Genomic DNA, 24,100 nt, shown 5'->3' with positions numbered 1-24,100 from the left:
TTCAAAAATGTTGTTGTAAACCAGCACCTTACCACAGCCAGACGGCCATACGCCGTCCAGGGGCTCAGGAGTTCTGCTTGTCCGTATAAGGATTGCTGGAGGTTTTCATTTCGATACGCAGCGGCGTACCGACGAGGTCAAATTCTTTGCGAAAACGCGCCTCAAGAAAGCGCTTGTAGGCGTCCGTGACATGCTCCAGCGAATTCCCGTGGATCACGATCACCGGCGGATTCATGCCGCCCTGGTGCGCATAGCGCATCTTGGGCCGGAACATACCCGAGCGCTTGGGGCTTTGGAACTGCACCGCCTCCTGCAGCAGGCGCGTCAACACCGGCGTAGGCATCTTGCGGTTGGCAGACTTGTACGCCTGGATGATGGATGACCACAGCGGCCCGATGCCCTGCCGTTTCTTCGCGGAGATGAAGTGCAACGGCGCGAACTTCAGAAACGACAGACGCGTTTCGATGGAACGCTCCAGCTGCTGCCGGCCATAGTCGTCCACCGCATCCCATTTGTTCACTGCGATCACCACGGCGCGACCACTCTCCAGGATGTAGCCGGCAATATGTGCGTCCTGGTCCGTCACTCCTTGCGTGGCGTCCAGCAGCAGCAGCACGACATTGGCTGACTCGATGGCCTGCAGGGTCTTCACGACCGAGAATTTCTCGATCGCTTCAAACACCTTGCCTTTGCGTCGCAGGCCCGCCGTGTCGATCAACTCGAACTTCTGCCCGTTGCGCTCGAAAGGCACCGATATGGCATCGCGCGTGGTGCCGGGCATGTCGAAAGCCACCAAACGCTCTTCGCCCAGCCAGGTATTGATCAGTGTGGACTTGCCCACGTTGGGGCGCCCTGCCACTGCAAGACGGATGACATTCTTCTCGGCCGCCGCATCCTCCTCCTCAATCTCGGGCAACGCGAGCGGCTTCAGCGCGAGATCCACCAGGCTGCGCACACCCTGGCCGTGCGCCGCCGATACGGGGTGCACCTCTCCCAGTCCCAACTCATAGAACTCGGCCAGATGCATGCTGTCCTGCATGCCTTCGGCCTTGTTGCCAGCCAACACGCAGGGTTTGCCCAGGCGGCGAAGGTAGTTGGCAATGTCGTGGTCCTGGGCGGACAGTCCGCCGCGTACGTCCACGACAAAAACCACGACATCGGCCTCCGCCACGGCCTGCTGGGTCTGCCTGGCCATCTCACGGTAGATGCCGCTGGAGGCATCGGGCTCGAACCCCCCGGTGTCGATGACGATGTACTCGTGCTTGCCCTGTCTCCCATTGCCATAGTGGCGATCACGCGTGAGGCCGGCAAAGTCGGCCACGATCGCATCGCGCGACTTGGTCAAACGGTTGAACAAGGTGGACTTGCCCACATTGGGCCGCCCCACCAAAGCGATGACAGGCTTCATCCTGTGTCCTATATCCCTATCAGTCCGGACGGAAGCCGTAGACGCCACCCTTGCGCGTCACCACCACCAAGGTGTCGCCCGCCACCGCCGGGGCTGCCGCAATGGCCGAGCCATCGGTCGTCAGGCGGTTGAGCGGTGCGGCGTCCTCACGGGACAGCAGGTGCACCAGCCCTGTATCGTCACCCACTACCACTGAACGCCCCAGCACCAAGGGCGCTGTGAGCTTGCGGAACTGCAGCCTGTCCGATGTCCAGGCGCGGGACCCATCGGTGCGCCGCCATGCGATCACCGTTCCGTTGCTTTCCGTGCCGAACAGCATGGTGTCATCCCCGTGGATGCCCACGCCGCCGCTGGCGGGCTGCGTCCACGAGACCGCCCCCCGGGATGCATCGATACAGCCCACCGAGGCCTGGAAAGCCCGCGCGCACAGGCTATCGCCCACACGGCTCGTACGGCCAACGATCTCCACCAGCCGCTCGACGTCATTGGTGCCGCGCGGGCTGGCCAAGGGCGCCTCCCAGCGCACCACGCCGTTGTCGGGATTGAAGCCGACCAGACGGCCGGACAGCCCCGCAACCAGGGTGTCACCCACGGCCATCAGCACACCGCCCTGGCGCAGGACCAGGGGCTCACCCGGCCGCTGCTGGCTCCAGAGCCGGTAGCCAGTCGCCGCGTCGAAGGCGGAAATGGAGCGATCCGCCGCCAGCACGAAGATGCGCTTGCCCGCGACCAACGGCGCCGTATAAGCCTGGGCGGGCAACGGCTTGCGCCAGATCTCCCGACCGCCGTCCAGTGCGATAACTTGATTGCCCTTCGACACCACCGCCGTCCAGCGCCCATCACTTCCCACGCCCGAGGCAAGCGGCTGGTTGAGGCGCGTGCGCCATACGTCGCCCCCCGTGCGAGCATCGATGGCCGCCACATCGCCATTGGCAGAGGCCACCGTCACCACGCTGCCCTCCACGTGTATGTCGAGCTCAAGGCCTTCTTGCGTCCCAATCTGGGACACCCACGCCTGACGCACTCCCAGCACAGGGACGTTGGGACCGAGCTCCGCCGCCTTCGGCTTCGGCGTGCCGCCCCACAACGAGCAACCTCCCATCACCAGCAGGCTCACCAGCAAAGAGGCGCCGGTCAGCGCCCTCATGGCATGACTACGTGCCTGGCTCATTGCACGCCCCCCGACGTAGCGGAGGCTACCGTCTCCACCTGTGCGCCCAAAGCGTTGAGCTTGGCTTCCACCAGGCGGCGGTATTCCACACGCTCGTCAAAAGCCTGGTAGGCACGGCGGTACTCGGCGATGGCTTCCTGCTTCTTGCCCTGCAACGCGAACACATCACCCTTGCGATCCGCGACCGTAGCAGCAAACTCTGCGGGGAATTTCCCCGACAGCTGCGCCGAGGCCTCGTCGTAGGCCTTTTGCTCGATCAGGACGCTGGCCAGGCGCAGCCGGGCCAAGGCCTGGTAACCCTCATCAGACGCTTTCTCGGCCACCCAAGCCAACGTACTTTTGGCGGCATCCCACTTGCCAGCGTCGGCCAGCGCTTTGGCAGCCAGAAGGCCTGCCTGCCACGCCTGCGCGGTGCCGCCGTAACTCGACTTCAAGTCGCCCACGGCTTGCTCCACGCGCGCAAGGTCACCCGCCTGCACGGCCATTTCCACGGCCTCGGCCAGTGCCGTCGCCTGCTGGGCCTGGCGGCCCTGCCACAGCCGGTAGCCGTTCCAGGCGGCAAGCCCCCCCATGATGACAATCAACGCCCAGGTGATGGGCGTGCCCCACGTGTTCCAGAAGTGCTTGATCTGCTCAAGCTGTTCTTGTTCTTGAAGGTCGAAGTTGTTGGCCATGTTGTGGTTCCGTTCAGCGCGAGGATTGTAGGGTGGCCGCCCATTCGGCCAGCGCCGCCAGCGGGCGCTCCGCCTGCTCGCCGCTATCCCGCAGCGGCTTGACGGTCACGGCCCCGCGGGCCAGTTCGTCGGCGCCGAAGACCAGTGCATAGCGTGCGCCGCTGGCGTCCGCCTTCTTGAACTGGGATTTCATGCTGCCCATGCCCTCGCCTGCGGCGGTGGAGCTGTGCATCTGCACCGACACCCCCTGCGCACGCAGCCGCTGCAAGGTAGCCATGACCACCGGCAGGGCTGACGCGTCGGGCACTACGGCATAGGCATCGGCAGCTGGTCGGGCCACTTGCGCCTCCTGCTCCTTGAGCAACTCCAGCACGCGCTCCACCCCCAGCGCCCAGCCCACGGCCGGAGCGGACTTGCCGCCGATCTGCTCGATCAGGTAGTCGTAACGGCCCCCACCGCAGATCGTGCCCTGCGAGCCCAGTTGGTCCGTCACGAACTCGAATACCGTGAGGTTGTAATAGTCCATCCCGCGGACCAGGCGGGGGTTGAGGCTCCAGACCACGCCGTTGGCATCCAGGATCGCCTTGACGGTCTCGAAATGCTGCAGCGACGCCTCGCCTAGAAAGTCGATGAGCCGCGGGGCGCCTTCCACCAGCGCCTGCATCGCGGGGTTCTTGGTGTCGAGAATGCGCAGCGGATTGCTGTGCAGGCGGCGGCGCGCATCCTCGTCGAGCACATTCATGTGCTGCTCCAGGTATGCGATCAGCGCCGCGCGGTGGGCGCGGCGCTCGTCAGGCTGCCCCAGGCTGTTCAATTCCAGCCGCACGTTCTCCAGCCCCAGTTCCGCCCACAGCGCATGCGCCAGCAGAATGATCTCGGCATCGGCTTCCGCGCCGGGAAAGCCCAGCGCCTCGGCACCGATCTGGTGGAACTGGCGGTAGCGGCCGCGCTGTGGCCGTTCATGCCGGAACATCGGCCCCATGTAGTACAGGCGCTTGCCGCCGTCGTAGAGCATGGAATGCTCTACCACCGCACGCACCACCCCCGCCGTTGCCTCGGGGCGCAGCGTCAGCTGTTCACCGTTGAGCCGGTCCTCGAAGGAGTACATCTCCTTCTCGACGATGTCGGTGACTTCGCCCAGACCGCGCACGAACAGCGGCGTAGGCTCGACGATGGGCGTGCGGATGTTGCGATAAGCGTAGCGCGCCATGAGGGTGCGCACCTTGTCCTCCAGCCATTCCCAGCGCGCCGAATCGGGCGGAAGAATGTCGTTCATGCCCTTGATGGCAACCAGCTTCTGCATCTTGTTCTATTGTTTGTGATTATGAATCAAATCAGCCTCTAGCGCTTATCCATCAAGCGCTGTAAGCTATAATATTTATAGCAAAATTGCGCACACTTCACTGTGCGCCTGCGCCGTTGCCGAAACGCCGGGCAATGTAGCCTTCAACGATATCCTGGAACTCTCGCGCGATGCCCTCGCCCCGCAGGGTCATGGCCTTTTCGCCGTCGATGAAGACCGGGGCGGCGGGCGCCTCGCCCGTGCCGGGAAGGCTGATGCCGATGTCGGCATGTTTGCTCTCGCCCGGGCCGTTGACGATGCAGCCCATCACGGCCACCTTGAGTTTTTCCACGCCGGGATAGCGCAGCCGCCATACGGGCATCTGCGCACGCAGGTAATCGTCGATCTGCTTGGCCAGCTCCTGGAATGTGGTGCTGGTGGTACGGCCGCAGCCTGGGCATGCGGTCACGCTGGGCACGAACGCACGCAGTCCCAGCGATTGCAGGATCTCGGAGGCCACCATCACCTCCTGGGTGCGCGCCTCGCCGGGCTGCGGAGTCAGCGACACACGGATAGTGTCGCCAATGCCTTCCTGTAGCAGGATCGAAAGCGCGGTGGTCGACGCCACGATACCCTTGGTACCCATGCCCGCCTCGGTCAGACCCAGGTGCAGCGCATAGTCGCAGCGGCGCGCGAGTTCGCGGTACACCGAGATCAGGTCTTGCACACCGCTGACCTTGCACGAGAGGATGATCTGGTCGCCGCTCAGGCCCATTTCCTCGGCGCGTTTCGCCGATTCGATGGCGGAGGTGATCAGCGCCTCGTACATGACCTGGCGCGCATCCCACGGCTGGGCGCGGCGGCTGTTCGCATCCATCAGCTCGGCCAGCAACTCCTGGTCCAGGCTGCCCCAGTTCACGCCGATGCGCACGGCCTTGTCCCAGCGCACCGCGGCCTCGATCATCTGGCCGAACTGCTTGTCCTTCTTGTCGCCCTTGCCCACGTTGCCCGGGTTGATGCGGTACTTGGACAATGCCTGTGCGCAGTCGGGAAATTCCGTCAGCAGGCGGTGGCCGTTGTAGTGAAAGTCGCCCACCAGCGGCACCGTCTCGCCCATGCGGTCCAGCTGCTCACGGATGTAGGGCACGGCCGCTGCGGCCTCCGGCGTGTTCACCGTGATGCGAACGAACTCGGAGCCCGCTTGCGCCAGTTCCTTGATCTGGATGGCCGTGCCGATCGCATCCACCGTGTCGGTGTTGGTCATGGACTGCACCCGCACCGGTGCGCCGCCACCCACCGTGACCACCCGGCTGCCCCAGACGATGCGTGCCTGCCGCGAGCGGCGTGCCTGGGGCTGTGCCATAGCGATCGGTGCGGCTGTGCCGGAGATATTCATTTACTTCACCTCGAAACGCGCAACGTTCTCGCGCGCAATCGCATTCAGATCCATGGGCTGGCCGCGCACAACCACCTCCGTGGCATCCGCCTTGCCAATGACGACCGACCAGGGAGGGCTGCCCGCCGCGGAAACACTCTCGCCCGCAGCCAGGATCTTCTGCAGCACGACGCCGCCCGCGGCGTTGCGCACCTGAATCCAGGATTCTCCCCGGGCGCGAATGACCAGCACGCCCGAAGCCTCGGTGCCCTTGGCGTCAACTCCGGCCTCGTTGGTCACGCCGTGGGATGGGGCCGGCTCCACCGCCGCAGCGGGGGTCGATGCGGCGAGGGCCGCTGAGGCCACCGCAGCAGAAGATGGCTCTGCCCGAGCGGTTGCCTGTCCCCCTGAGGCAACGGATTCTTGTACTGAGGGCACCGCAGCAGTCACCGGGTCCAGTTGCGTGGCTTCGAGCGCGCGCTGTGGCGGTGTTACCGCCTCCGGACTGCTGGCGACCGGTAAACTGTCGTTGCCCTTCGGGAGAAAGGCGATGGCCACCGCGGCGGCCAACAGCGCGGCAACCGTCACGCCCATCATGCGCGATCTGGGTCGCTCCAGCGTTCCCCCCTTGATGAACCGGTGACCAGGGTCTTTGAACGACGCGTTGAGTCCCTTGTCCACCACAAGCTGCACGGGGCCGCTCTGGGGCAACAATGCGAGCACCGGCGCAGCATCGGCCTTCAAGGTCCGGCAGACGCCCGACGCCAACGCCCGCATGAAGACGGCGTCAGGAAATGCGTCGTATTGGTCCGCTTCCAGCGCATGCAGTTTGTTCGCGGGCACTTTCAGCGTTCCGGCCAGCACATCAACATGGACCCCTGCGGATTCGCGCAGTTGCCTCAGCAACTGCCCCGCGGTAACGCCGCCCGCCGGTTCAGTGCCGTGATCCTGCATCCGGTGATCAATCCCCCCAGCGGCGCCCATGGGCTCACTCATCGAAGGCCCCTCGTTCGAATGCCAGGGTTTCTTTTGCGTTGGGGAAGCGCTTGCGCAATTGATCACCCAACTGGCGCATGGCCACGAACTCCTTGAGCACGCGTTCGATCTTCACGCCCAACCACAGAGATTCGGCATTGGCATACTCGCCATTGTTCACGCGACGGACATAAAACTGCGCCCGCTTGGCCTCGCCCCGCGCAAACAGCACGGCCGCCAAGTGGTACCCCACCGCCGGGTTGCCCGCATCAATCTCATAGGCCTGCTTCAGCGCTTGTTCGGCCTCTGCAAGACGCCCCGCCCGCTGGTAGCACAGGCCCTGGGACATCAGCGTCTTGCTGCGTGCCTTGTAACTCGGCACGGCAAGCGCCCGCTCGAACATCTGATTGGCGACGTCGTACTGCTGGCGCTGGCACTGCAGCCAGCCATAGTTGTGCATGATGTCTGGATCGGAAGGCTTCATGCCTTGGGCGCGCTTGAGGCTGTCTTCCGCGAGCGCCAGGTCGCCCATGTTCATGTATATCAAGCCGCGAAGGTGGTAGGCGTCGGCATACGTGGGATCGGTCGTGATCGCCTGCCGCACCTCCTCCATGGCCACGGTGGTCTGCCCCATTTGCAGGTAGTTCGCAGCCAGCTCCAGCCGGATACGTGCACGGCGACGCACGTCGGCTTCGCCGCCGCCGGACGCGGATTCCGCCACGGCACCATTGGCATCGGAGGCCCCTTGGTGGGCACAACCGGCAAGGCCCGAGACGACAACGGCAATGCCGATCGCCGCCATCGCCCGCCACCCGCCGTGATTGATCCGCCACTTCGCCATGAAAGCCTCCCGTAATTGTTGCGCCACGCCGTCAGATGACCGGCTTGATCTCGATGGTCCTGAGCTTGGCCATGCGTTCATTGACCCGTGTTCGGTCCTTCACATCGCCAGCCAGTTGTCCGCATGCCGCATCAATATCGTCACCGCGCGTCTTGCGAACGGTCGTGACGATACCCGCGTCACTCAACAATTGTGCGAAAGCCGTCACAGCCGCCGGGGGAGATCGGCGCAGACCGGAAGCCGGGAACGGGTTGAAGGGGATGAGATTGAACTTGCACGACACCCCGCCGTCGGCCGCCTTGCGGCCCACCAGGTCAATCAACTGTCGCGCATGCTCTGGCTGATCGTTCACGCCTTCCAGCATGCAGTATTCAAAAGTGATGAAGTCCCGCGGCGCGTGGTCCAAGTAACGCCGACACGCCGCCAGGAGTTCATGCAGCGGGTACTTGCGGTTCAGGGGAACGAGGTTGTCGCGCAACACGTCATTGGGAGCATGCAGCGAAACAGCGAGCGCCACAGGACAATCCTGCGCCAGGCGGTCCATCATGGGCACGACGCCTGAGGTAGACACGGTTACGCGACGCCGCGACAAGCCGTAACCATGGTCATCGAGCATGACTCGCAGCGCAGGCACCAGTGCAGCATAGTTCTGCAGCGGCTCGCCCATTCCCATCATCACCACGTTGGAAATCACGCGTTCACCGTCACCGCGGCGCTGCCGTAGTGCGTGCTCGGCGTACCAGAGCTGGGCCAGGATTTCGCCAGTAGTGAGATTGCGGCTGAACCCCTGGTGACCGGTGGAGCAAAAACGACAGCCTACGGCGCATCCAGCCTGCGAGGAGATGCACAAGGTGCCGCGATCGTCCTCAGGAATAAAGACTGTCTCCACGGCGTTGCCGTCGCCCACGTCGAACAGCCACTTCACCGTGCCGTCCGCAGAGACATGTTCGCTGATGGCTTGCAGCCCTGCCACATGGGCGCAGCCCCTGAGCTTCTCGCGCAACGATTTCGCCAGGTCGCTCATCTGGTCAAAATCGCTGGCACCGCGCTGGTGGATCCAGCGAAACAGTTGCGTGGCCCGAAAACGTTTTTCTCCCAGCCGCTCGCAAAAAGCAGCCAGGCCGTCCAGGTCAAAATCCAGAAGGTTCGTGGTCATAACGTTCACGGATGCCCACGCCCACATAGCGCATCCGCGCGGGGGCGGCCAAACCAGGACCGCCCGGCACGCGGAGCCACTGCATTAGCGCGAGTAGATGTTCAGGCCGGGGAAGAAGAAGGCCACTTCCACCTGGGCGGTTTCGGCAGCGTCGGAGCCGTGCACCGCATTGGCGTCGATGCTGTCCGCGAAGTCGGCGCGGATCGTGCCGGGCGCAGCCTTCTTGGGGTCGGTCGCGCCCATGAGTTCGCGGTTCTTCAGGACGGCGTTCTCACCCTCCAGGGCCTGCACCATCACGGGGCCGGAAATCATGAAGTCCACCAGATCCTTGAAGAAGGGGCGCTCCTTGTGCACTGCGTAGAACTGCTCGGCTTCGGCGCGCGACAGGTGGATCATGCGCGCAGCGGCAATCTTCAGGCCCGCGGCTTCAAAGCGCGCATAGATCTGGCCGATCACGTTCTTGGCAACTGCGTCCGGCTTGATGATGGAAAGGGTGCGTTCGATAGCCATGTTGGTTTTCCTAGTGAGGTGTTGCGGTATTTTTGCCCTGAAGGCAAACCGTCAATTTTAGCTTTACGCCAATCCCCTAACGTCCGCCGCGGCGCGGCCCGTTGTTGCGTTGCTGTTGGCGATGGCGCGAGAAACTGTCGGCCCCAATATAGCCAAGCGACGTCTTCATCGGGTCCGGCTGGGCATTCGGTGAGGGCGGTCGCCCCGCACGCCCCCCCGTCTTGTCACGCCCACTGCCAGATGCCTTGCCCGGCCCCGCGGATCGACGATCGCCTTTGCGGCCGCCCCTGCCCTGGCCACTAGTGGGGCGCGCACCACCACCGTCCAGCGTTGCACCTGCCGCCTGCATCAGGGCACGAATGTCGCGCTCATCAAGCTCCAGCCATGCCCCGCGCTTGAGCCCGCGCGGCAGCATCATGGCCCCGTAGCGAATCCGAATCAGCCGGCTCACCGCATGCCCTACCGCCTCGAACATACGGCGGACCTCGCGGTTACGGCCTTCAGAGATGGTGACCCGGTACCAACAGTTGGCGCCCTCGCCGCCGCCGTCTTCCACGGAGCCAAAGGAAGCCATGCCATCCTCCAGCGGCACGCCTTCCAGCAAGCGCTGCTTTTCCTCGGTGCTCAACGCACCCAACACGCGGACCGCATATTCACGCTCCAGCCCGAAGCGGGGGTGCATCAACTTGTTCGCAAGCTCCCCCGAACTGGTAAATAGCAACAAACCTTCGGTATTCAGGTCCAGACGCCCGACGGATTGCCATTTGCCCTGCTGCAGCCGGGGGAGTTTGCGAAACACCGTGGGACGGTTTTGCGGATCGTCATGCGTGACCACTTCGCCCACTGGCTTGTGGTATGCAATCACGCGTACCGGCGGTGGTGCAATACGGAAGCGGATGGGCTTGCCGTTGACCTTTATCTGGTCCCCAAACTGCACGCGCTGCCCGATATGGGCCGGCTCGTTGTTGACGGAAATACGACCTTCCAGGATGAGCTGCTCCATTTCCAGCCGAGACCCCATGCCCGCCTGGGCAAGCACCTTGTGCAGTTTGGGGGTTTCTGGCTGGGGAAGCAGCACCCGCTTGGCGGGGGCGAGCTCGGCGTTGGCTTCATCCTCGTCGAACTGACCCGACACCACGTCGGCAAACTGATAGCCATCGCCCTTCGGCGCGCGCTTGGCGGCATGGCCGCTGGGCTGTCGTGGCACCTCAACAGCAGCGCCTTGCTCATGCACTTCCTGCATCTTCACGCCCGATTGGGCACCGTCAGCACCACTCAGTTGCGGCACTGCCACATTCTCCTGAAGCGCGCCTTCCGCAGACTTGCGCTTGCGGGGCCTGCGCGGCGCAGCAGCCTCCGATGCGGGCAAAGGCGAGTGACCCGCCATGGAGTCAGGATCCTTGTGAGATTCATCATTCATATGTCAATGTCCCGTGGCCCCTCTTCGGCACCACTGTGTGTCGCGCCCACTACGAGATCAGGGGCATCTTCAATATCTACTTCGTCTACGGCCGGCACCTGCACGCCGTCCCCAGGTACCCCTGCAGTGTCTTCGCTCTGCGGTGCCAACTGAATGGCGCCCAGCGCCTCAAACATGCTGACCTGCACGCCGGGGTCTTCGAGCGTAGGCAGTTGATCCAGTGATTGCAGTCCTAAATCGTCCAGGAACTGCCGTGTGGTAGCAAACAACGCAGGCCGGCCCACTGTCTCGCGGTGGCCAATGACCTCCACCCAGCCGCGGTCCTCCAGTTGTTTGATGATGAGGCTGTTGACCGTCACCCCACGGATGTCTTCGATGTCCCCGCGGGTCACGGGCTGCCGGTACGCAATGATGGCCAGCGTCTCCAGCGTCGCTCGCGTGTAGCGGGGCGGCTTTTCAGGATGCAGCCGGTCCAGAAATTCGCGCATCTCGGGCCGGCTCTGGAAACGCCAACCTGTGGCCACTTGTACCAACTCCACCCCTCGCAAGGCCCAGTCCTGCTGCAGTTCCAGCAGCAGCATCTTTACTGTATCGGAACCCAGCGCGTCATCGAACAATGTCCGCAGGTCACGGATCGATACAGGCTGCGGGGCACAGATCAACGCGGTTTCAAGAACCCGTTTGGCGTCCACCGAATTCATGGTCCAACAGTCCCTGGAAAGGCAGCCTCGCATCAGACGGGAGGCTGCGCCTTGGGTTGGAGATATTGCGGCGCAGAAAGCAGAGCGTGGCAATGCGCCTTCACGGGGCCGGTAGCTCGTGCTGGCCGGCGGTTCACGGCAGAACAGCCGTCAGGAACGATTGTAGCGCAGCCCCCAAAAATCCAGCGCCTGCGCCATGTCTTCCGGCAGCGGCGCGTGGAACTCCAGGGCAGCGCCAGTGACCGGGTGTACAAACGCCAGCCGGAATGCATGCAGCGCCTGTCGATGCATGGGCCCGGCCAGCGCGCCGCCGTACAGTGCATCTGCCACCAAGGGATGACGTATGGATGCCATATGCACGCGGATCTGGTGCGTTCGCCCCGTGTGCAGCGTGCAACGCACGAGGCACACCTCCTCGTTGGCATCTATCAGGTCGAAATCGGTGCGGGCTTCCTTGCCTGGATGCTGTGCCAGATCGACCACCGCCATCCGCAGGCGATTGCGCGGGTCACGACCGATCGGGGCATGCACCGATCGATGTGCGGCCCCCGTCCAGCCGCCCCACCCCAGCGCTACATACTGGCGGCTGACCTCGCGCGCAGCGATCATGCGGACGAGTGCATCCATGGCCGACCGGCTGCGCGCAACGACCATGAGGCCACTGGTGTCCTTGTCCAGTCGATGGACGATGCCCGCACGCGGCACCTGCATCGCCTGCGCATCCCGGCCAAGCAAGGCGTTCAGCAACGTGCCGCTCCAATTGCCGGGCGCGGGATGCACCACCAGCCCCGCAGGCTTGTGGATCACGAGGATGTGCTCATCCTCATACACCACATCCAATGGCCATTGCTCGGGCCGAAAAGCCTGGCTCTGCTGCGTAGGGCGCATCTCGACCGCGATGCGGTCCCCGGCCTTGACCCGGGACGCGGGCTTCTGTACCTCCCGCCCATTCAGGCGTACGCAGCCCTGGAGCAGCAACTGCTGCAGATAACTGCGGGAAAACTCTGGGACCAGTTCCGCGAGTGCCTTGTCCAGCCGCTGAGCATGCTGCTCGGCGCCCACGACGACCTCCCGCAGTTCCGCCTCAAACTCGTCCGCCTGACTCCCACCTGTCTCTGCTGGATCAGCATCCTCCAGCCAGGACGCCTCTCCCATGGAAGCCGGCGCGCTCAACGGGGGGGGAGGTAGCGGGCGGGGTCCACGGGCTTGCCCTGGCGCCGGATTTCGAAATGCAGTTTCACACGATCCGCGTCGGTGCTTCCCATCTCGGCAATCTTCTGGCCGCGGCGCACGTTCTGGTCTTCCTTCACCAGCAGCGTCTGGTTGTGCGCATAGGCCGTGAGATAGGTGTTGTTGTGTTTCAAGATCACCAGGTTGCCATAGCCGCGAAGCCCAGCACCGGCGTACACCACACGCCCATCGGCAGCGGCGAGCACCGGATCGCCTGCCTTGCCGCCGATGTCGTAGCCCTTGTTACGCACCTCGTCGAATCCCGCCAACAGGCTGCCCGACGAGGGCCAGATGAAGTTGACGTCATCCGTTGCAGCGGTAGCGGCCGGCGCGGGAGCCACCGCCGGCGCGCTGGGTGCCGCTGCCGGCGCCACCGCGGCCGGTGTAGACGCCGCCGACGCCGACGGCTTGGGTGCGCTCGCAGCCGATGCTGCAGCCAAGGGCGAAGACGTGACGGGGCGGGTGACCACACCGGTGTCAGATGCCACCGCAGTCGCCGCAGCCGCAGCAGGGGGCACCACACGCAGCACCTGGCCCACCTCGATCAGGTTGGCGTTTTCCAGGTTGTTCCAGCGCGCGATATCTTTCCAACTTTGCCCGTTTTCCAGGCCAATGCGAATCAGCGTGTCGCCTGCCTTCACGGTGTAGTAGCCAGGCTTGCCCGCGTTCTCAGCACCAGGCAAGGGCTTGACCTCAGGCACGGCCCCGGCGGGCCCCGTCGTGCCGCTGCTCGCGGCAAAGGTGCCGCGATCTTCCACGGGAGCCCTGTTGATCGGGGTGCTGCACCCCGCCAGCAAACCGCCAGCCAGCACGGCAACTCCCCAAACCACAAGACTACGCGATACCAACATAAGCAAATCCTTCAGGCGATCCCCGATTTTAGGGGGACGAAATGCACGGCTTCCAGAATGCCCTGCTTGAAGCCTTGCGCAGTTTTATCAACGACCAGCAGCATCTGTTGGCCGTCGGCGCCCGCCAGTGGGGCGACCAGCCGGCCACCCACGGCAAGTTGCTCGCACCACGCGGCGGGAAGGCTATCTCCCCCCGCCGCGGCAATGATGCCCGCATAGGGCGCGCCGCTGGGGTAACCCAGCATTCCGTCGCCCAGGATCAGGTGCACATTTGCCAGGCGCAGGGGGCGCAAGTGGTCTCGCGCCTTTTCGTGCAACGCGCGCAACCGTTCAACGGTATACACCTCGCGCGAGACACGCGACAGCACCGCTGCCTGATAGCCGCAGCCCGTGCCGATCTCCAGCACCCGGCCCATTCCATTTCCGCGCGCGCACTCGGCCCCCAGCAACAATTCGATCATGCGTGCTACCACGCTGGGTTTGGAAATGGTCTGACCCAGTCCGATGGGCAGACTGGTGTCTTCATAGGCTTGGTTGGCCAAGGCGGTGTCGACAAAACGATGCCGCTCAATCATTCCCATGGCCTGAAGAACCGCCCCCGCCGAGATGCCCGAGGCTGCGAGTCGCTGCACCATGCGTGCGCGCACGGCAGCGGAGTCCAGCCCCACGCCGTGCGGCGTGGGCGGCTGCACCTCGCGGCGCGCGCCTACCGGTGGCGCCGCAGTGGGTGCACCGGGTTGGCGCCAGTCGATCCGCGCAGGAAAACCTGGCCGCCGCTGCATCAAGCCACCTCGCCGGACGCCTGCGCTGGTACGAGACGGGCCAGAGTCTGCGCCCAATACCCCAGTCCGTCGTAATCGGTCAGGTCCACCTTCAATGGCGTGACGGATACATGGCCGTGCGCCGTGGCATGAAAATCGGTGCCCTCCGCCGCGTCCTTGGCGGCGCCAGCGCCACCGATCCAGTACATCAGTTCCCCACGCGGGCTCTGCTGCTCAATGACACGCTCTGCCGCATGGCGCCGGCCCAGGCGGCACATGCGCAAGGGCCGCAATGCGTCATACGGCATATTGGGAATGTTGACATTCAACAGCCAGGGGGCTTCGCCGACCAGGTTTTGGCGATCCATCTGCTGAACGATCTCGCGCGCCTTGCGCGCAGCCGACTCGATCTCGCCCCACCCCTTGTCCACCTGCGAAAAGGCGATGGACGGGATCCCGAAAAGATAGCCTTCCATCGCAGCACCCACCGTGCCGGAATAAATTGTGTCGTCGCCCATGTTGGCGCCGTTGTTGATGCCGGAGACCACCAGATCGGGCCGGTAACCCAGCAGGCCCGTCAGCGCAATGTGCACGCAATCGGCAGGCGTGCCATTGACATAGCGAAAGCCGTTGTGCGCGGTTTGCACATACAACGGCGAATGCAGCGTCAGGGCGTTCGACTTCGCGCTATTGTTGTGTTCGGGAGCCACCACTTCCACATCAGCAATGGTCTTAAGGGCGTCATGCAGCGCCACGATGCCAGGCGCCTGGTAGCCGTCGTCGTTGGAGATGAGGATTTTCATGGTCTGGAAGGCGGAACGGCTGGCATTGTAGGAGCGAGCACACACGCTGTCGCTGGTCACGCAAGGGACAACCCAGCCTCAGGGACGGCCCCTATGATGCCCGCCCAACAGATTCGTAGCGACCAAGGAGACATTCATGCACGCCTGGCTCTGCACCAACCCCATCGGCGTCGAGGCCCTGGCCTGGACAGAACTGCCCGACCCGGCTCCCAAGGCAGGCGAGGTCCTCGTCGAGATCCGCGCGGCAAGCCTGAATTTTCCCGACCTGCTGATGGTGCAGAACAAGTACCAGATCAAGCCCCCCCTGCCTTTCGTGCCCGGCTCGGAGTTCGCGGGCGTCGTGCAGGCCGTGGGCGACGGCGTCAGCCATCTGCAGGTGGGTCAAAACGTGGCCTGTCTCAGCGGCACGGGTGGTTTCGCCACGCACACCATCGCCCCGGCCGCACGCTGTATACCCCTGCCGGACGGCTTTGGCCATGTGGATGCGGCGGCATTCATCATGACTTATGCAACCTCTTACCACGCCCTGCTGGACCGGGGCCAGCTCCAGGCTGGCGAGACTGTGCTGGTGCTGGGCGCGGCTGGCGGCGTGGGCACCGCCGCGATTCAGATCGCCAAGGCCAAGGGAGCGCGCGTGATCGCCGCCGCCTCCACGGACGAAAAATGCGACGTGTGCCTGAAGCTGGGCGCCGATGCCGTGATCAATTACAGCGTGGAGGACCTGCGCGACGCCGCCAAGTCACTGACCGATGGGCGGGGACCGGACGTCATCTACGACCCGGTGGGCGGCGCACTGGCAGAGCCCGCATTTCGCTCCATCGCCTGGCGAGGCCGCTATCTGGTGGTCGGCTTCGCATCGGGCCCCATCCCTTCATTGCCGTTGAATCTGCCACTGCTCAAGGGTGCTTCGGTCGTCGGCGTGTTCTGGGGCGAATTCGCCAAGCGCGAGCCCCAGGCCAATGCTTCGATGATGGGCACCCTGCTCCAGTGGTATGCACAGGGCAAGATCAGGCCCGCCATCGACCGAACCATGCCCATGTCACAGCTACCCGCCGCATTTGCCCACATGGGCGCACGTGCGGTGATCGGCAAACTGGTTCTGGTCAACTGACACGCTTTACACATGGCTTGACCCGGCCTGCTATCCAAGCGGGCTGCACTCTGTCACACTTTTGGCTGTTTGCATCTTCCTGCGTCCCTGCAGATGGCCTCCGCAAAATCCCCTTCTGAAATTGCCCGCGAGACGCTCAAGCTACTCGCTACGCGCCGGCTTCCTCCCACGCCCGACCACTACCAGGCCCTCTATGACGAAGTGGCCGGCACCACCAGCGCGCCGGCGTTTCCCAGCGCCCAGCTGCGGCAGATCTCGCGGGTGATCCCCGGCCAGACCCCGGCGCAGAAGCGGTTGCTGGGCCTGTTGGAAACCGCCATCACCCAGCAGGACTGGGGCGTTTTGCAAAACGTGTTGGTGGGATACGCCAACCTGGGACTCTCGCCCGTGGCCGCACCCGAGCCCGCGAGCACCCGGATTGACCACCTGCCGCTGACACTGGCGCAGAATCTGGCGCGGCTGGTGGACAACACCCTGCCGGCGCTGGGCGAGGACGATGCCCGCGTGCATGAGCTGGCTGCGCAATTGAGCACCTTCCTGCGCGAGCCCGACCCACCCGTCTCCACCGCCGAGCTGATGCTCGGCAACTTCAGCTACCGGCTGTCTTTCGCGGCGGAAGACCAAGCCGCCATCCGGCGGAGCTTGCTCAGCCTGCTGCGCCTGGTGTTCGAGAACATTGCCGCCCTGAGCATGGACGACGAGTGGCTGCACGGCCAGGCCGAGGCGCTGCTTGCGGCCTCCACCCCGCCGCTCACGCTGCGCCGGCTGGACGACGTGCAGCGACGCCTCAAGGACGTCATCTTCAAGCAGACTGAGGCCAAGGAACGCACCGTTCACGCGCAGATGCAGATGCGCGAACTGCTGGCCACGTTCATCGAGCGCCTGGCGCAGATGGATGAATCCAGCAGCGCCTACAACGCCAAGATGGAGGATTGCGCCGAACGCATCAGCCAGGCCACGCAGCTGCAGGACATCATGCCGCTGCTGGAAGAAGTCATGGCCGCCACGCGCGCCATGGCGCTGAGCAGCCGGGTGACGCGCGGCGAACTGCAGGAACTGCGCGAGCGCACCGAGGCCAAGCACGCCGAAATCGACCACCTGCGCCAGGAGCTGGACCGCGCGAGCGCCCAGGCGCGCCACGACCCGTTGACGGGCTCGCTCAACCGCAAGGGCTTTGCCGAGGCCATGGAGCGCGAGGTCGCGCGTGCGCGCCGCCAGGACGCGCCGCTGTGCGTGGCGCTGCTGGACGTGGACAACTTCAAGTCCATCAATGACCGCCTGGGCCACACCGCCGGCGACGCGGCCCTGGTGCATCTGGCGCAGGTCACCCGCGAGGTGATGCGACCGCAGGACCAGCTGGCGCGCTATGGCGGCGAGGAATTCGTCATCATCCTGCCCGACACCGAACTGGCGGAAGGCGTGAAGGCCATGGAACGCCTGCAACGCGAGCTGACCACGCGCTACTTCCTCAAAGACCAGGAGCGGGTGCTCATCACCTTCAGCGCCGGTGTGGCCCAGGTGGAAGGCGAAGAAGGCAGCGCCGACGCGATCCGCCGCGCCGACCAGGGCATGTACCTGGCCAAGCGCACCGGCAAAAACCGCGTGGTTGCTGCCTGACGCCTCGACCCCTTGTGCGATGTCCCGTGCACCTACCTTCGCTTGACATCTCGCGCCGCACACTGCTGCGTCAGGCCGCCGGTGCCGGCATGGCCACGCAACTGCCCCGCTGGGCCTGGGCCCAGGCCGCCGTGCGGCACGACCCCTTTGGTCTGGGTGTGGCCAGCGGCGACCCAGCGCACGACGGCGTGGTCCTCTGGACCCGCGTGCTTCCGCCCGCGGACCTGGCCGGCACCCACGCACCCTGGGCCGGCCCCCTGACCGTACGCTGGGAACTGGCCGACGACGCGCAGTTTCGCCACATCGTGCAGCGCGGCACGGCGATGGCGCTGCCTGAACTGGGCCACAGCGTGCATGTGGAGGTGGCCGGCCTGCGCCCCGACCGCTGGTACCACTACCGCTTCATGCTGGGTGACGCCACCAGCCCCGTCGGCCGCACCCGCACCGCACCCGCACCGGATGCGCTGCCCGGGCGCCTGCGACTGGTGTTCGCCTCCTGCCAGCGGTGGGAGCATGGCCACTACGCGGCCTGGCGGCATGCCTGCGCGGACCAGCCCGACTTGGTGCTGTTCCTGGGCGACTACATCTACGAATATCCCAGCCCACAGGACGCCACGGGCTTGGCCCGCGTGCACGCGCTGCGCCTGCCTCGCAACCTGCAGGACTACCGCGACCGCTACGCCCTGCACAAGAGCGACCCCGCCTTGCAGGCCGCGCACGCCTGCGCCCCGTGGGCGGTGACCTGGGACGACCACGAGGTACAGAACGATTACGCCGCTGGCCAGGGCCGGGGCGAGCGCGCCGAATGGCTGCCGCTGCGCAGCGCCGCGTGGCAGGCCTTCTATGAACACATGCCGATGCGTGCATCCACGCTGGCCGGCTCCGGCTTCCATCAATTGCAGATCCACCGCCGCCTGCTCTGGGGGCGCCTGGCGCGGCTGCACATGCTGGACACACGCCAGTACCGCGACCTGCAGGCCTGCCGCACGCCGGGCAAGGGTGCGACCGGCGCGGTGCGGCCCGACGCCTGCCCCGAAATCCTGGACAGCCACCGCAGCTTCCTCGGCTGGGAACAGGAGCAGTGGCTGCACGCGGGCCTGGCAACCGATGCGCGCAACCAAGCTCCGCGCTGGAGCGTACTGGCGCAGCAGACCCTGTTCTCGCCACGCCGCTACCCCTCGGGCCTGCAGTCCACCGACAGCTGGGACGGCTACCCCGCCGCGCGCAATCGCCTGCTGCAGGCGCTGGCACAGCACCCGCCTCGCAACACGGTGCTGCTGGGCGGAGACATCCACCAGAACTATGTTTGCAACGTGATGGCGCCACACGGGCCGCATGCCCACGGTGCGCCGCGCATCCTGGCCAGCGAGTTCTGCGGCACGTCGATCTCCTCGCGCGCCGGCACCACGCAGGACAAAGTGGATGCCATCGCCCGCCACAACCCCCATGTACTGCTGGCCCGCTGTAAGGAGCGCGGCTACGGCCTGTGCGACATCACGCCCACGCGCTGGACCACCACGCTGCGCGCCCTGCGCGACCCGCTGGATGCCGGCAGCGCCGCGTACACTCTGGCCCGATTCGTGGTGGAAGACGGCCGCCCCGGCCCGCAGCCGGCCTAGGGTCCGCACCAATCCTGGCGCGTCGCGCGCCTTGCCACTTTCGTCCGCACCCAAGGAACACGCACGCAGATGACCGGGAAACCCGCGCCCACCCCGCGCCCCGACGAGGCCGACTTCTCGAACCACACGCCGATGATGGCGCAGTACCTGGCCCTGAAGGCCCAGCACCCCGACACGCTGCTGCTGTACCGCATGGGCGACTTCTACGAGCTTTTCTACGCCGATGCCGAGAAGGCCGCGCGCCTGCTGGACATCACCCTCACCCAACGCGGCCAGTCGGCCGGCCAGCCGGTGACCATGGCGGGCGTGCCCTTTCATGCGCTGGAGAACTACCTGGGCCGCCTCATCAAGATGGGTGAGTCGGTCGCCATTGCCGAGCAGGTGGGCGAAGTGGGCGCCGCCAAGGGCCCCGTGGAGCGCAAGGTGGTGCGCGTGGTCACCCCCGGCACGCTCACCGATAGCGAACTGTTGTCCGACAAGAGCGAGTCCATGCTGCTGGCCGTGCACCAGGGCGCGCGTGCGCGCTGCGGCCTGGCGTGGCTCTCCGTCACCCAGGGTGTGGTGCAGCTGGCCGAATGTGCACAGGCCGACGTGGGCACCTGGCTCGCACGCATTGCCCCCAGCGAGGTGATCTACAGCGCGGGCATCACCCAGCGCTTTGAAGAACAACTGACCCAGTTGCGCCAGGGCGGCGTGTTCACCTGCCCCATGAGCCTGCGGCCCGACTGGCAGTTCGATGGTGCCCTGGGCGAGCGCAAGCTGCTGGAACACCTCGGCGCGGCCAGCCTGCAGGCCTGGAATGCCGAGGGCCTGCCCCACGCCCACGCCGCCGCCGCCGCGCTGCTGCAGTACGCCGAGCACACGCAAGGCCGCGCACTCACCCATGTGCACGGCGTGCGCGTACAGCAAAGCGACGAACTGATCCACCTGCCCCTGGCCACGCGGCGCAACCTGGAACTGGTGAAGACCCTGCGCGGCGAGGACGCGCCCACGCTGTTCTCGCTGCTGGACACCTGCATGACCGGCATGGGCAGCCGCCTGCTCAAGACCTGGCTGCTGGAGCCGCGCCGCGACCGCAGCGACGCGCGCCAGCGCCTGGCGGCCACGGCCGCGCTGCGCGGCGCCGGCAGCGGCCAGGGCCCGTGGCAGCTCCTGCGCAGCGAACTGCGCGGCGTGAGCGACGTGGAGCGCATCACCGCGCGCATCGCGCTGCGCCAGGTGCGCCCGCGCGAGCTGGTGGCGCTGTGCAAAACGCTACAGAAAGCAGAGCTGCTCGCGCTTAACAGTCAAGCGCCAGAGCCGTTTCTGGCCCAAATCTTCAGCCACCTGCAGCCCCCCGTCGACTGCACGGCACTGCTGCGTGCCGCCATCCTGGAGGAGCCCGCCGCCCTGGTGCGCGACGGCGGCGTGATCGCGCCGGGCTTTGATGCCGAGCTGGACGAGCTGCGCGGCATCCAGAACAACTGCGACGACTTCCTGCTCGATCTGGAGACGCGCGAGAAGGCGCGCACCGGCATCCCCAACCTGCGCGTGCAGTTCAACAAGGTGCATGGCTTCTACATCGAGGTCACCAGCAGCCACGCGGACAAGGTGCCCGAGGACTACCGCCGCCGCCAGACACTGAAGAACGCGGAACGCTTCATCACCCCCGAGCTGAAGACCTTCGAGGACAAGGCCTTGTCGGCGCAGGAGCGCGGCCTCGCACGCGAGAAGTGGCTGTACGAGCAGGTGCTGGACCAGCTGCAGCCGCATGTGCCCCAGCTCACGCGGCTGGCGCAGGCGCTGGCCACGCTGGACGTGCTGTGCACGCTGGCCGAGCGCTCGCTCACGCTCAACTGGTGCGCACCGCAATTCGTCAACGAGCCCTGCATCGACATCGAGGCGGGCCGCCACCCCGTGGTGGAGGCCCGGCTGGCCGAAACATCGAGCGGCGCCTTCATCCCCAACCACACGCGCCTGCACGCCAACGCGCGCATGCAGATCATCACCGGCCCCAACATGGGCGGTAAGTCCACCTACATGCGGCAGGTCGCCCTGATCGTGCTGCTGGCGAGCATGGGCAGCCACGTGCCGGCCGCGGCCTGCCGGCTGGGCCCCATCGACGCGATCCACACCCGCATCGGCGCGGCCGACGATCTGGCCAATGCCCAGTCCACCTTCATGCTGGAGATGACCGAGGCGGCGCAGATCCTGCACGCCGCCACGCCGCACAGCCTGGTGCTGATGGACGAGATCGGCCGCGGCACCAGCACCTTCGACGGGTTGGCGCTGGCCAGCGGCATCGCCACCCATCTGCATGACAAGACCCGCGCGTTCACGCTGTTCGCCACGCATTACTTCGAGCTGACCGAACTGGCGGCGCGCCACCCGCACGCGGTGAACGTGCACGTGGGCGCCACCGAGTCCGGCCACGACATCGTCTTCCTGCACGAGATCCAGCCCGGCCCCGCCAGCCGCAGCTACGGCATCCAGGTGGCGAAGCTGGCGGGGGTGCCCGCCGCCGTGCTGCACCACGCGCGCCACACGCTCGCCGCGCTGGAAGAACGCGCGGGCGAGGATGAGCTGCAGGTGGACCTGTTCGCTCCGCCGCCCGCGCCCGAGGTGGCGACCGTGAGCCCCGTGGAGTCCGCCCTGGCGCAGATCCACCCGGACCAGCTGTCGCCCCGCGAGGCGCTGGACGCGCTCTACCAGCTCAAGCGGCTGAGCACGCCCGGTTTTGAATAAAATAAGGCTCTAGCGCTTACCAGTAAAGCGCTAGCAGCTATGTTTTTGGTAGCAAAAAAACCTCATGAGCATGCCCGCCCTGCGCCCGCCGCAGCGCCGCAGCCGCGACACGGCCGCCCGGCAAAGCGCCCTACACTCGCCCTCTTCGCCTTCACAGCCCATCCCATGACGTACTGCGTCGCCATCAAGCTCAACGCCGGCCTGGTGTTCCTGTCCGATTCGCGCACCAACGCCGGGCTGGACCAGATCAGTTCCTTTCGCAAGATGATGGTCTACGAGCAGGCCGGTGACCGCTTCATGGTGCTGCTGTCGGCCGGCAACCTGAGCATCTCGCAGTCAGTGCGCGAAATCCTGCAGGTCGAGCAGATCCAGGAGCCCGGCGACAGCACGCCCATCACGCTGTGGAACGCCACCAGCATGTTCGACGTGGCGCGCGTGCTGGGCGCGGCGGTGCGTCGCGTGTACGAGCGCGACGGCGCCGCACTGCAGCGCGCGGGGGTGGACTTCAACGTCTCCCTGCTGCTGGGCGGCCAAATCAAGGGCGAGGGCATGCGCCTGTTCCAGGTGTATTCGGCAGGCAACTTCATCGAGGCCACGGCCGAGACGCCGTACTTCCAGGTGGGCGAGTCCAAGTACGGCAAGCCCGTGCTGGACCGCGTGATCACGCCCCACACGCCGCTGAGCGAGGCGGCCAAGTGCGCGCTGGTGTCCATGGACAGCACGCTCAAGTCCAACCTCTCGGTCGGCCTGCCGCTGGACCTCGTGGTGTACGAGGAGGGGCGCCTCGCCACCGACAAGATCGTGTGCATCGACGAGCACAACCCCTACTTCCGCATGCTGCACGACAGCTGGGGCGAGAAGCTGCGCCAGGTGTTCGACAGCATCGAGGACCCGGCCTGGAACGGCGGCGTCACCGAAGTGCCCATCCGCGTGGAGCCCCTGCGCAGCCGGCCCATCAAGAAGATCACCACACCGCGCGACAAGCTCGTGTGAACCGTTCCATGGCCTGCATCGTTTTCTCCCACGCCAACAGTTTCCCCGCCGGCACCTACCGCGTGCTGTTCGATGAACTGCGCGAGCGCGGCTTTCGCGTCAGCGCCATCGAACGCTATGGCCACGACGAGAAATACCCCGTCAGCAACAACTGGCCCCACCTGGTGCAGCACCTGGCGGACTTTGCCGCCGAGCAGCAGCAGCGCAGCGGAGAGCAGGCCTTCCTGGTGGGCCATTCGCTCGGGGGCTTCCTGAGCGTGATGGCCGCCGCGCGCCACCCCGAGCTGGCACGGGGCGTGGTGCTGATCGACTCGCCCCTCATCGGCGGCTGGCGCGCCAGTGCCCTGGGGGTCGCCAAGCAGACGCAGGTGGTGGGCGCCGTCTCGCCCGGGCGCGTGAGCCGCGCGCGGCGCAACAGCTGGTCCAGCAACGAGGAGGCGCTGGAGCACTTTCGCCGCAAGAAGGCCTTCGCCCACTGGGACCCGCGCGTGCTGCGGGACTACGTGACACACGGCCTGCAGGACCAGGACGGCAAGCGCGTGCTGGCCTTTGACCGCGCGGTGGAAACCCAGATCTACAACACCCTGCCCCACAACCTGGCCCGGCTGCTGCACGCGCATCCGCTGCGCTGCCCGGCCGCCTTCATCGGCGGGCGCGATTCCGCCGAGATGCGCCAGGTGGGCATGGCGATGACCCAGCGCATCACCCAGGGCCGCGTGACGATGCTGGACGGCAGTCACCTCTTTCCCATGGAGCAGCCCCGCGCCACGGCCGCGGCGATCGAGGCCGCGCTGCTGAACCTGGCCCACATCGCGGATTCCTGACACGCGCAGCCCGCGGCAGCCCGCGGCAGCCCGCGGCGACTTGCCCTCTATCCG

General features: G+C 65.7%; 21 protein-coding genes. 6 read left to right on the top strand and 15 right to left on the bottom strand.

The features are described 5' to 3' along the window. Positions 1-64 precede the first annotated feature (64 nt). The 15 genes from der to surE all read right to left on the bottom strand — a co-directional run bounded on the left by der (position 65) and on the right by surE (position 15,158). Complete coding sequence (gene der / locus HND92_RS06725) at positions 65-1,408, bottom strand: ribosome biogenesis GTPase Der (RefSeq protein ID WP_015912794.1); 1,344 nt, start codon at positions 1,406-1,408, stop codon at positions 65-67. 19 nt (positions 1,409-1,427) lie between these two features. Further along, the gene (bamB, locus tag HND92_RS06720) at positions 1,428-2,555 is read right to left on the bottom strand and encodes an outer membrane protein assembly factor BamB (protein ID WP_231403365.1); all 1,128 of its coding nucleotides are present in this window, start codon (positions 2,553-2,555) and stop codon (positions 1,428-1,430) included. Between the two features lie 20 nt (positions 2,556-2,575). Beyond that, positions 2,576-3,253 carry a tetratricopeptide repeat protein gene (locus tag HND92_RS06715; RefSeq protein ID WP_011804604.1) on the bottom strand — a complete coding sequence of 226 codons (678 nt, stop codon included), beginning with the start codon at positions 3,251-3,253 and terminating at the stop codon, positions 2,576-2,578. Between the two features lie 13 nt (positions 3,254-3,266). Further along, positions 3,267-4,556: a histidine--tRNA ligase gene (hisS, locus tag HND92_RS06710; RefSeq protein WP_172206585.1), complete on the bottom strand. Its 1,290-nt coding sequence runs from the start codon at positions 4,554-4,556 to the stop codon at positions 3,267-3,269. Positions 4,557-4,653: 97 nt separating this feature from the next. Further along, a complete protein-coding gene (gene ispG, locus HND92_RS06705) occupies positions 4,654-5,931 on the bottom strand; it encodes a flavodoxin-dependent (E)-4-hydroxy-3-methylbut-2-enyl-diphosphate synthase (RefSeq protein ID WP_172206584.1) in 1,278 nt (425 codons plus the stop codon). Continuing rightward, complete coding sequence (locus HND92_RS06700) at positions 5,932-6,906, bottom strand: helix-turn-helix domain-containing protein (RefSeq protein ID WP_253940111.1); 975 nt, start codon at positions 6,904-6,906, stop codon at positions 5,932-5,934. It abuts the gene before it with no gap. Beyond that, positions 6,899-7,726 carry a type IV pilus biogenesis/stability protein PilW gene (pilW, locus tag HND92_RS06695; protein WP_011804600.1) on the bottom strand — a complete coding sequence of 276 codons (828 nt, stop codon included), beginning with the start codon at positions 7,724-7,726 and terminating at the stop codon, positions 6,899-6,901. Before pilW ends, HND92_RS06700 begins: the two co-directional genes overlap by 8 nt. A 31-nt stretch (positions 7,727-7,757) precedes the next feature. Continuing rightward, on the bottom strand, positions 7,758-8,882 hold the full coding sequence (rlmN, locus tag HND92_RS06690) for a 23S rRNA (adenine(2503)-C(2))-methyltransferase RlmN (protein WP_011804599.1): 1,125 nt from the start codon (positions 8,880-8,882) through the stop codon (positions 7,758-7,760). Between the two features lie 84 nt (positions 8,883-8,966). Further along, on the bottom strand, positions 8,967-9,392 hold the full coding sequence (ndk, locus tag HND92_RS06685) for a nucleoside-diphosphate kinase (RefSeq protein WP_011804598.1): 426 nt from the start codon (positions 9,390-9,392) through the stop codon (positions 8,967-8,969). 76 nt (positions 9,393-9,468) lie between these two features. Further along, positions 9,469-10,812, bottom strand: a complete 1,344-nt coding sequence (locus HND92_RS06680) for a pseudouridine synthase (RefSeq protein ID WP_172206583.1) — start codon at positions 10,810-10,812, stop codon at positions 9,469-9,471. Then, positions 10,809-11,513, bottom strand: coding sequence for an SMC-Scp complex subunit ScpB (scpB, locus tag HND92_RS06675; protein WP_172206582.1), 705 nt, complete (start codon positions 11,511-11,513; stop codon positions 10,809-10,811). Before scpB ends, HND92_RS06680 begins: the two co-directional genes overlap by 4 nt. Positions 11,514-11,663: 150 nt before the next feature. After that, on the bottom strand, positions 11,664-12,668 hold the full coding sequence (locus HND92_RS06670) for an RluA family pseudouridine synthase (protein ID WP_172206581.1): 1,005 nt from the start codon (positions 12,666-12,668) through the stop codon (positions 11,664-11,666). Positions 12,669-12,682: 14 nt separating this feature from the next. Beyond that, positions 12,683-13,594, bottom strand: a complete 912-nt coding sequence (locus HND92_RS06665) for a peptidoglycan DD-metalloendopeptidase family protein (RefSeq protein ID WP_172206580.1) — start codon at positions 13,592-13,594, stop codon at positions 12,683-12,685. Between the two features lie 11 nt (positions 13,595-13,605). Further along, complete coding sequence (locus HND92_RS06660) at positions 13,606-14,376, bottom strand: protein-L-isoaspartate(D-aspartate) O-methyltransferase (protein WP_047350867.1); 771 nt, start codon at positions 14,374-14,376, stop codon at positions 13,606-13,608. Further along, entirely contained in the window at positions 14,376-15,158 is a 783-nt protein-coding gene (surE, locus tag HND92_RS06655; protein WP_047350873.1) for a 5'/3'-nucleotidase SurE, read from the bottom strand. The genes HND92_RS06660 and surE overlap by 1 nt, the downstream gene beginning before the upstream one ends. 136 nt (positions 15,159-15,294) lie before the next feature. On the opposite strand from surE, the gene HND92_RS06650 reads away from it, so the two are divergent. From HND92_RS06650 to HND92_RS06625, 6 genes are all read left to right on the top strand, one after another. Beyond that, the gene (locus HND92_RS06650) at positions 15,295-16,269 is read left to right on the top strand and encodes an NADPH:quinone oxidoreductase family protein (protein ID WP_011804591.1); all 975 of its coding nucleotides are present in this window, start codon (positions 15,295-15,297) and stop codon (positions 16,267-16,269) included. A 996-nt stretch (positions 16,270-17,265) separates the two neighbouring features. After that, positions 17,266-17,886: a GGDEF domain-containing protein gene (locus tag HND92_RS19555; protein ID WP_371814886.1), complete on the top strand. Its 621-nt coding sequence runs from the start codon at positions 17,266-17,268 to the stop codon at positions 17,884-17,886. Between the two features lie 14 nt (positions 17,887-17,900). Beyond that, positions 17,901-19,505: an alkaline phosphatase gene (locus HND92_RS06640; RefSeq protein WP_172206578.1), complete on the top strand. Its 1,605-nt coding sequence runs from the start codon at positions 17,901-17,903 to the stop codon at positions 19,503-19,505. Between the two features lie 69 nt (positions 19,506-19,574). Beyond that, positions 19,575-22,229 carry a DNA mismatch repair protein MutS gene (gene mutS / locus HND92_RS06635; RefSeq protein ID WP_172206577.1) on the top strand — a complete coding sequence of 885 codons (2,655 nt, stop codon included), beginning with the start codon at positions 19,575-19,577 and terminating at the stop codon, positions 22,227-22,229. A 165-nt stretch (positions 22,230-22,394) separates the two neighbouring features. Then, positions 22,395-23,222, top strand: coding sequence for a proteasome-type protease (locus tag HND92_RS06630; RefSeq protein ID WP_015912775.1), 828 nt, complete (start codon positions 22,395-22,397; stop codon positions 23,220-23,222). Between the two features lie 8 nt (positions 23,223-23,230). Continuing rightward, entirely contained in the window at positions 23,231-24,046 is an 816-nt protein-coding gene (locus tag HND92_RS06625) for an alpha/beta fold hydrolase (RefSeq protein WP_088888586.1), read from the top strand. The last annotated feature ends 54 nt before the right edge of the window (positions 24,047-24,100 follow it).

Source organism: Diaphorobacter sp. JS3050 (assembly GCF_013154915.1).
Lineage (GTDB): Bacteria > Pseudomonadota > Gammaproteobacteria > Burkholderiales > Burkholderiaceae_C > Diaphorobacter > Diaphorobacter nitroreducens.
This window is presented reverse-complemented; position numbering and strand designations above follow the sequence as displayed.

What these genes read in the sequence shown, in the direction of transcription:
- der (WP_015912794.1), bottom strand. Translation starts at nt 1,408, where the DNA reads ATGAAGCCTGTCATCGCTTTGGTGGGGCGGCCCAATGTGGGCAAGTCC.
- bamB (WP_231403365.1), bottom strand. Translation starts at nt 2,555, where the DNA reads ATGAGGGCGCTGACCGGCGCCTCTTTGCTGGTGAGCCTGCTGGTGATG.
- HND92_RS06715 (WP_011804604.1), bottom strand. Translation starts at nt 3,253, where the DNA reads ATGGCCAACAACTTCGACCTTCAAGAACAAGAACAGCTTGAGCAGATC.
- hisS (WP_172206585.1), bottom strand. Translation starts at nt 4,556, where the DNA reads ATGCAGAAGCTGGTTGCCATCAAGGGCATGAACGACATTCTTCCGCCC.
- ispG (WP_172206584.1), bottom strand. Translation starts at nt 5,931, where the DNA reads ATGAATATCTCCGGCACAGCCGCACCGATCGCTATGGCACAGCCCCAG.
- HND92_RS06700 (WP_253940111.1), bottom strand. Translation starts at nt 6,906, where the DNA reads ATGAGTGAGCCCATGGGCGCCGCTGGGGGGATTGATCACCGGATGCAG.
- pilW (WP_011804600.1), bottom strand. Translation starts at nt 7,726, where the DNA reads ATGGCGAAGTGGCGGATCAATCACGGCGGGTGGCGGGCGATGGCGGCG.
- rlmN (WP_011804599.1), bottom strand. Translation starts at nt 8,882, where the DNA reads ATGACCACGAACCTTCTGGATTTTGACCTGGACGGCCTGGCTGCTTTT.
- ndk (WP_011804598.1), bottom strand. Translation starts at nt 9,392, where the DNA reads ATGGCTATCGAACGCACCCTTTCCATCATCAAGCCGGACGCAGTTGCC.
- HND92_RS06680 (WP_172206583.1), bottom strand. Translation starts at nt 10,812, where the DNA reads ATGAATGATGAATCTCACAAGGATCCTGACTCCATGGCGGGTCACTCG.
- scpB (WP_172206582.1), bottom strand. Translation starts at nt 11,513, where the DNA reads ATGAATTCGGTGGACGCCAAACGGGTTCTTGAAACCGCGTTGATCTGT.
- HND92_RS06670 (WP_172206581.1), bottom strand. Translation starts at nt 12,668, where the DNA reads ATGGGAGAGGCGTCCTGGCTGGAGGATGCTGATCCAGCAGAGACAGGT.
- HND92_RS06665 (WP_172206580.1), bottom strand. Translation starts at nt 13,594, where the DNA reads ATGTTGGTATCGCGTAGTCTTGTGGTTTGGGGAGTTGCCGTGCTGGCT.
- HND92_RS06660 (WP_047350867.1), bottom strand. Translation starts at nt 14,376, where the DNA reads ATGCAGCGGCGGCCAGGTTTTCCTGCGCGGATCGACTGGCGCCAACCC.
- surE (WP_047350873.1), bottom strand. Translation starts at nt 15,158, where the DNA reads ATGAAAATCCTCATCTCCAACGACGACGGCTACCAGGCGCCTGGCATC.
- HND92_RS06650 (WP_011804591.1), top strand. Translation starts at nt 15,295, where the DNA reads ATGCACGCCTGGCTCTGCACCAACCCCATCGGCGTCGAGGCCCTGGCC.
- HND92_RS19555 (WP_371814886.1), top strand. Translation starts at nt 17,266, where the DNA reads ATGGCCGCCACGCGCGCCATGGCGCTGAGCAGCCGGGTGACGCGCGGC.
- mutS (WP_172206577.1), top strand. Translation starts at nt 19,575, where the DNA reads ATGACCGGGAAACCCGCGCCCACCCCGCGCCCCGACGAGGCCGACTTC.
- HND92_RS06630 (WP_015912775.1), top strand. Translation starts at nt 22,395, where the DNA reads ATGACGTACTGCGTCGCCATCAAGCTCAACGCCGGCCTGGTGTTCCTG.
- HND92_RS06625 (WP_088888586.1), top strand. Translation starts at nt 23,231, where the DNA reads ATGGCCTGCATCGTTTTCTCCCACGCCAACAGTTTCCCCGCCGGCACC.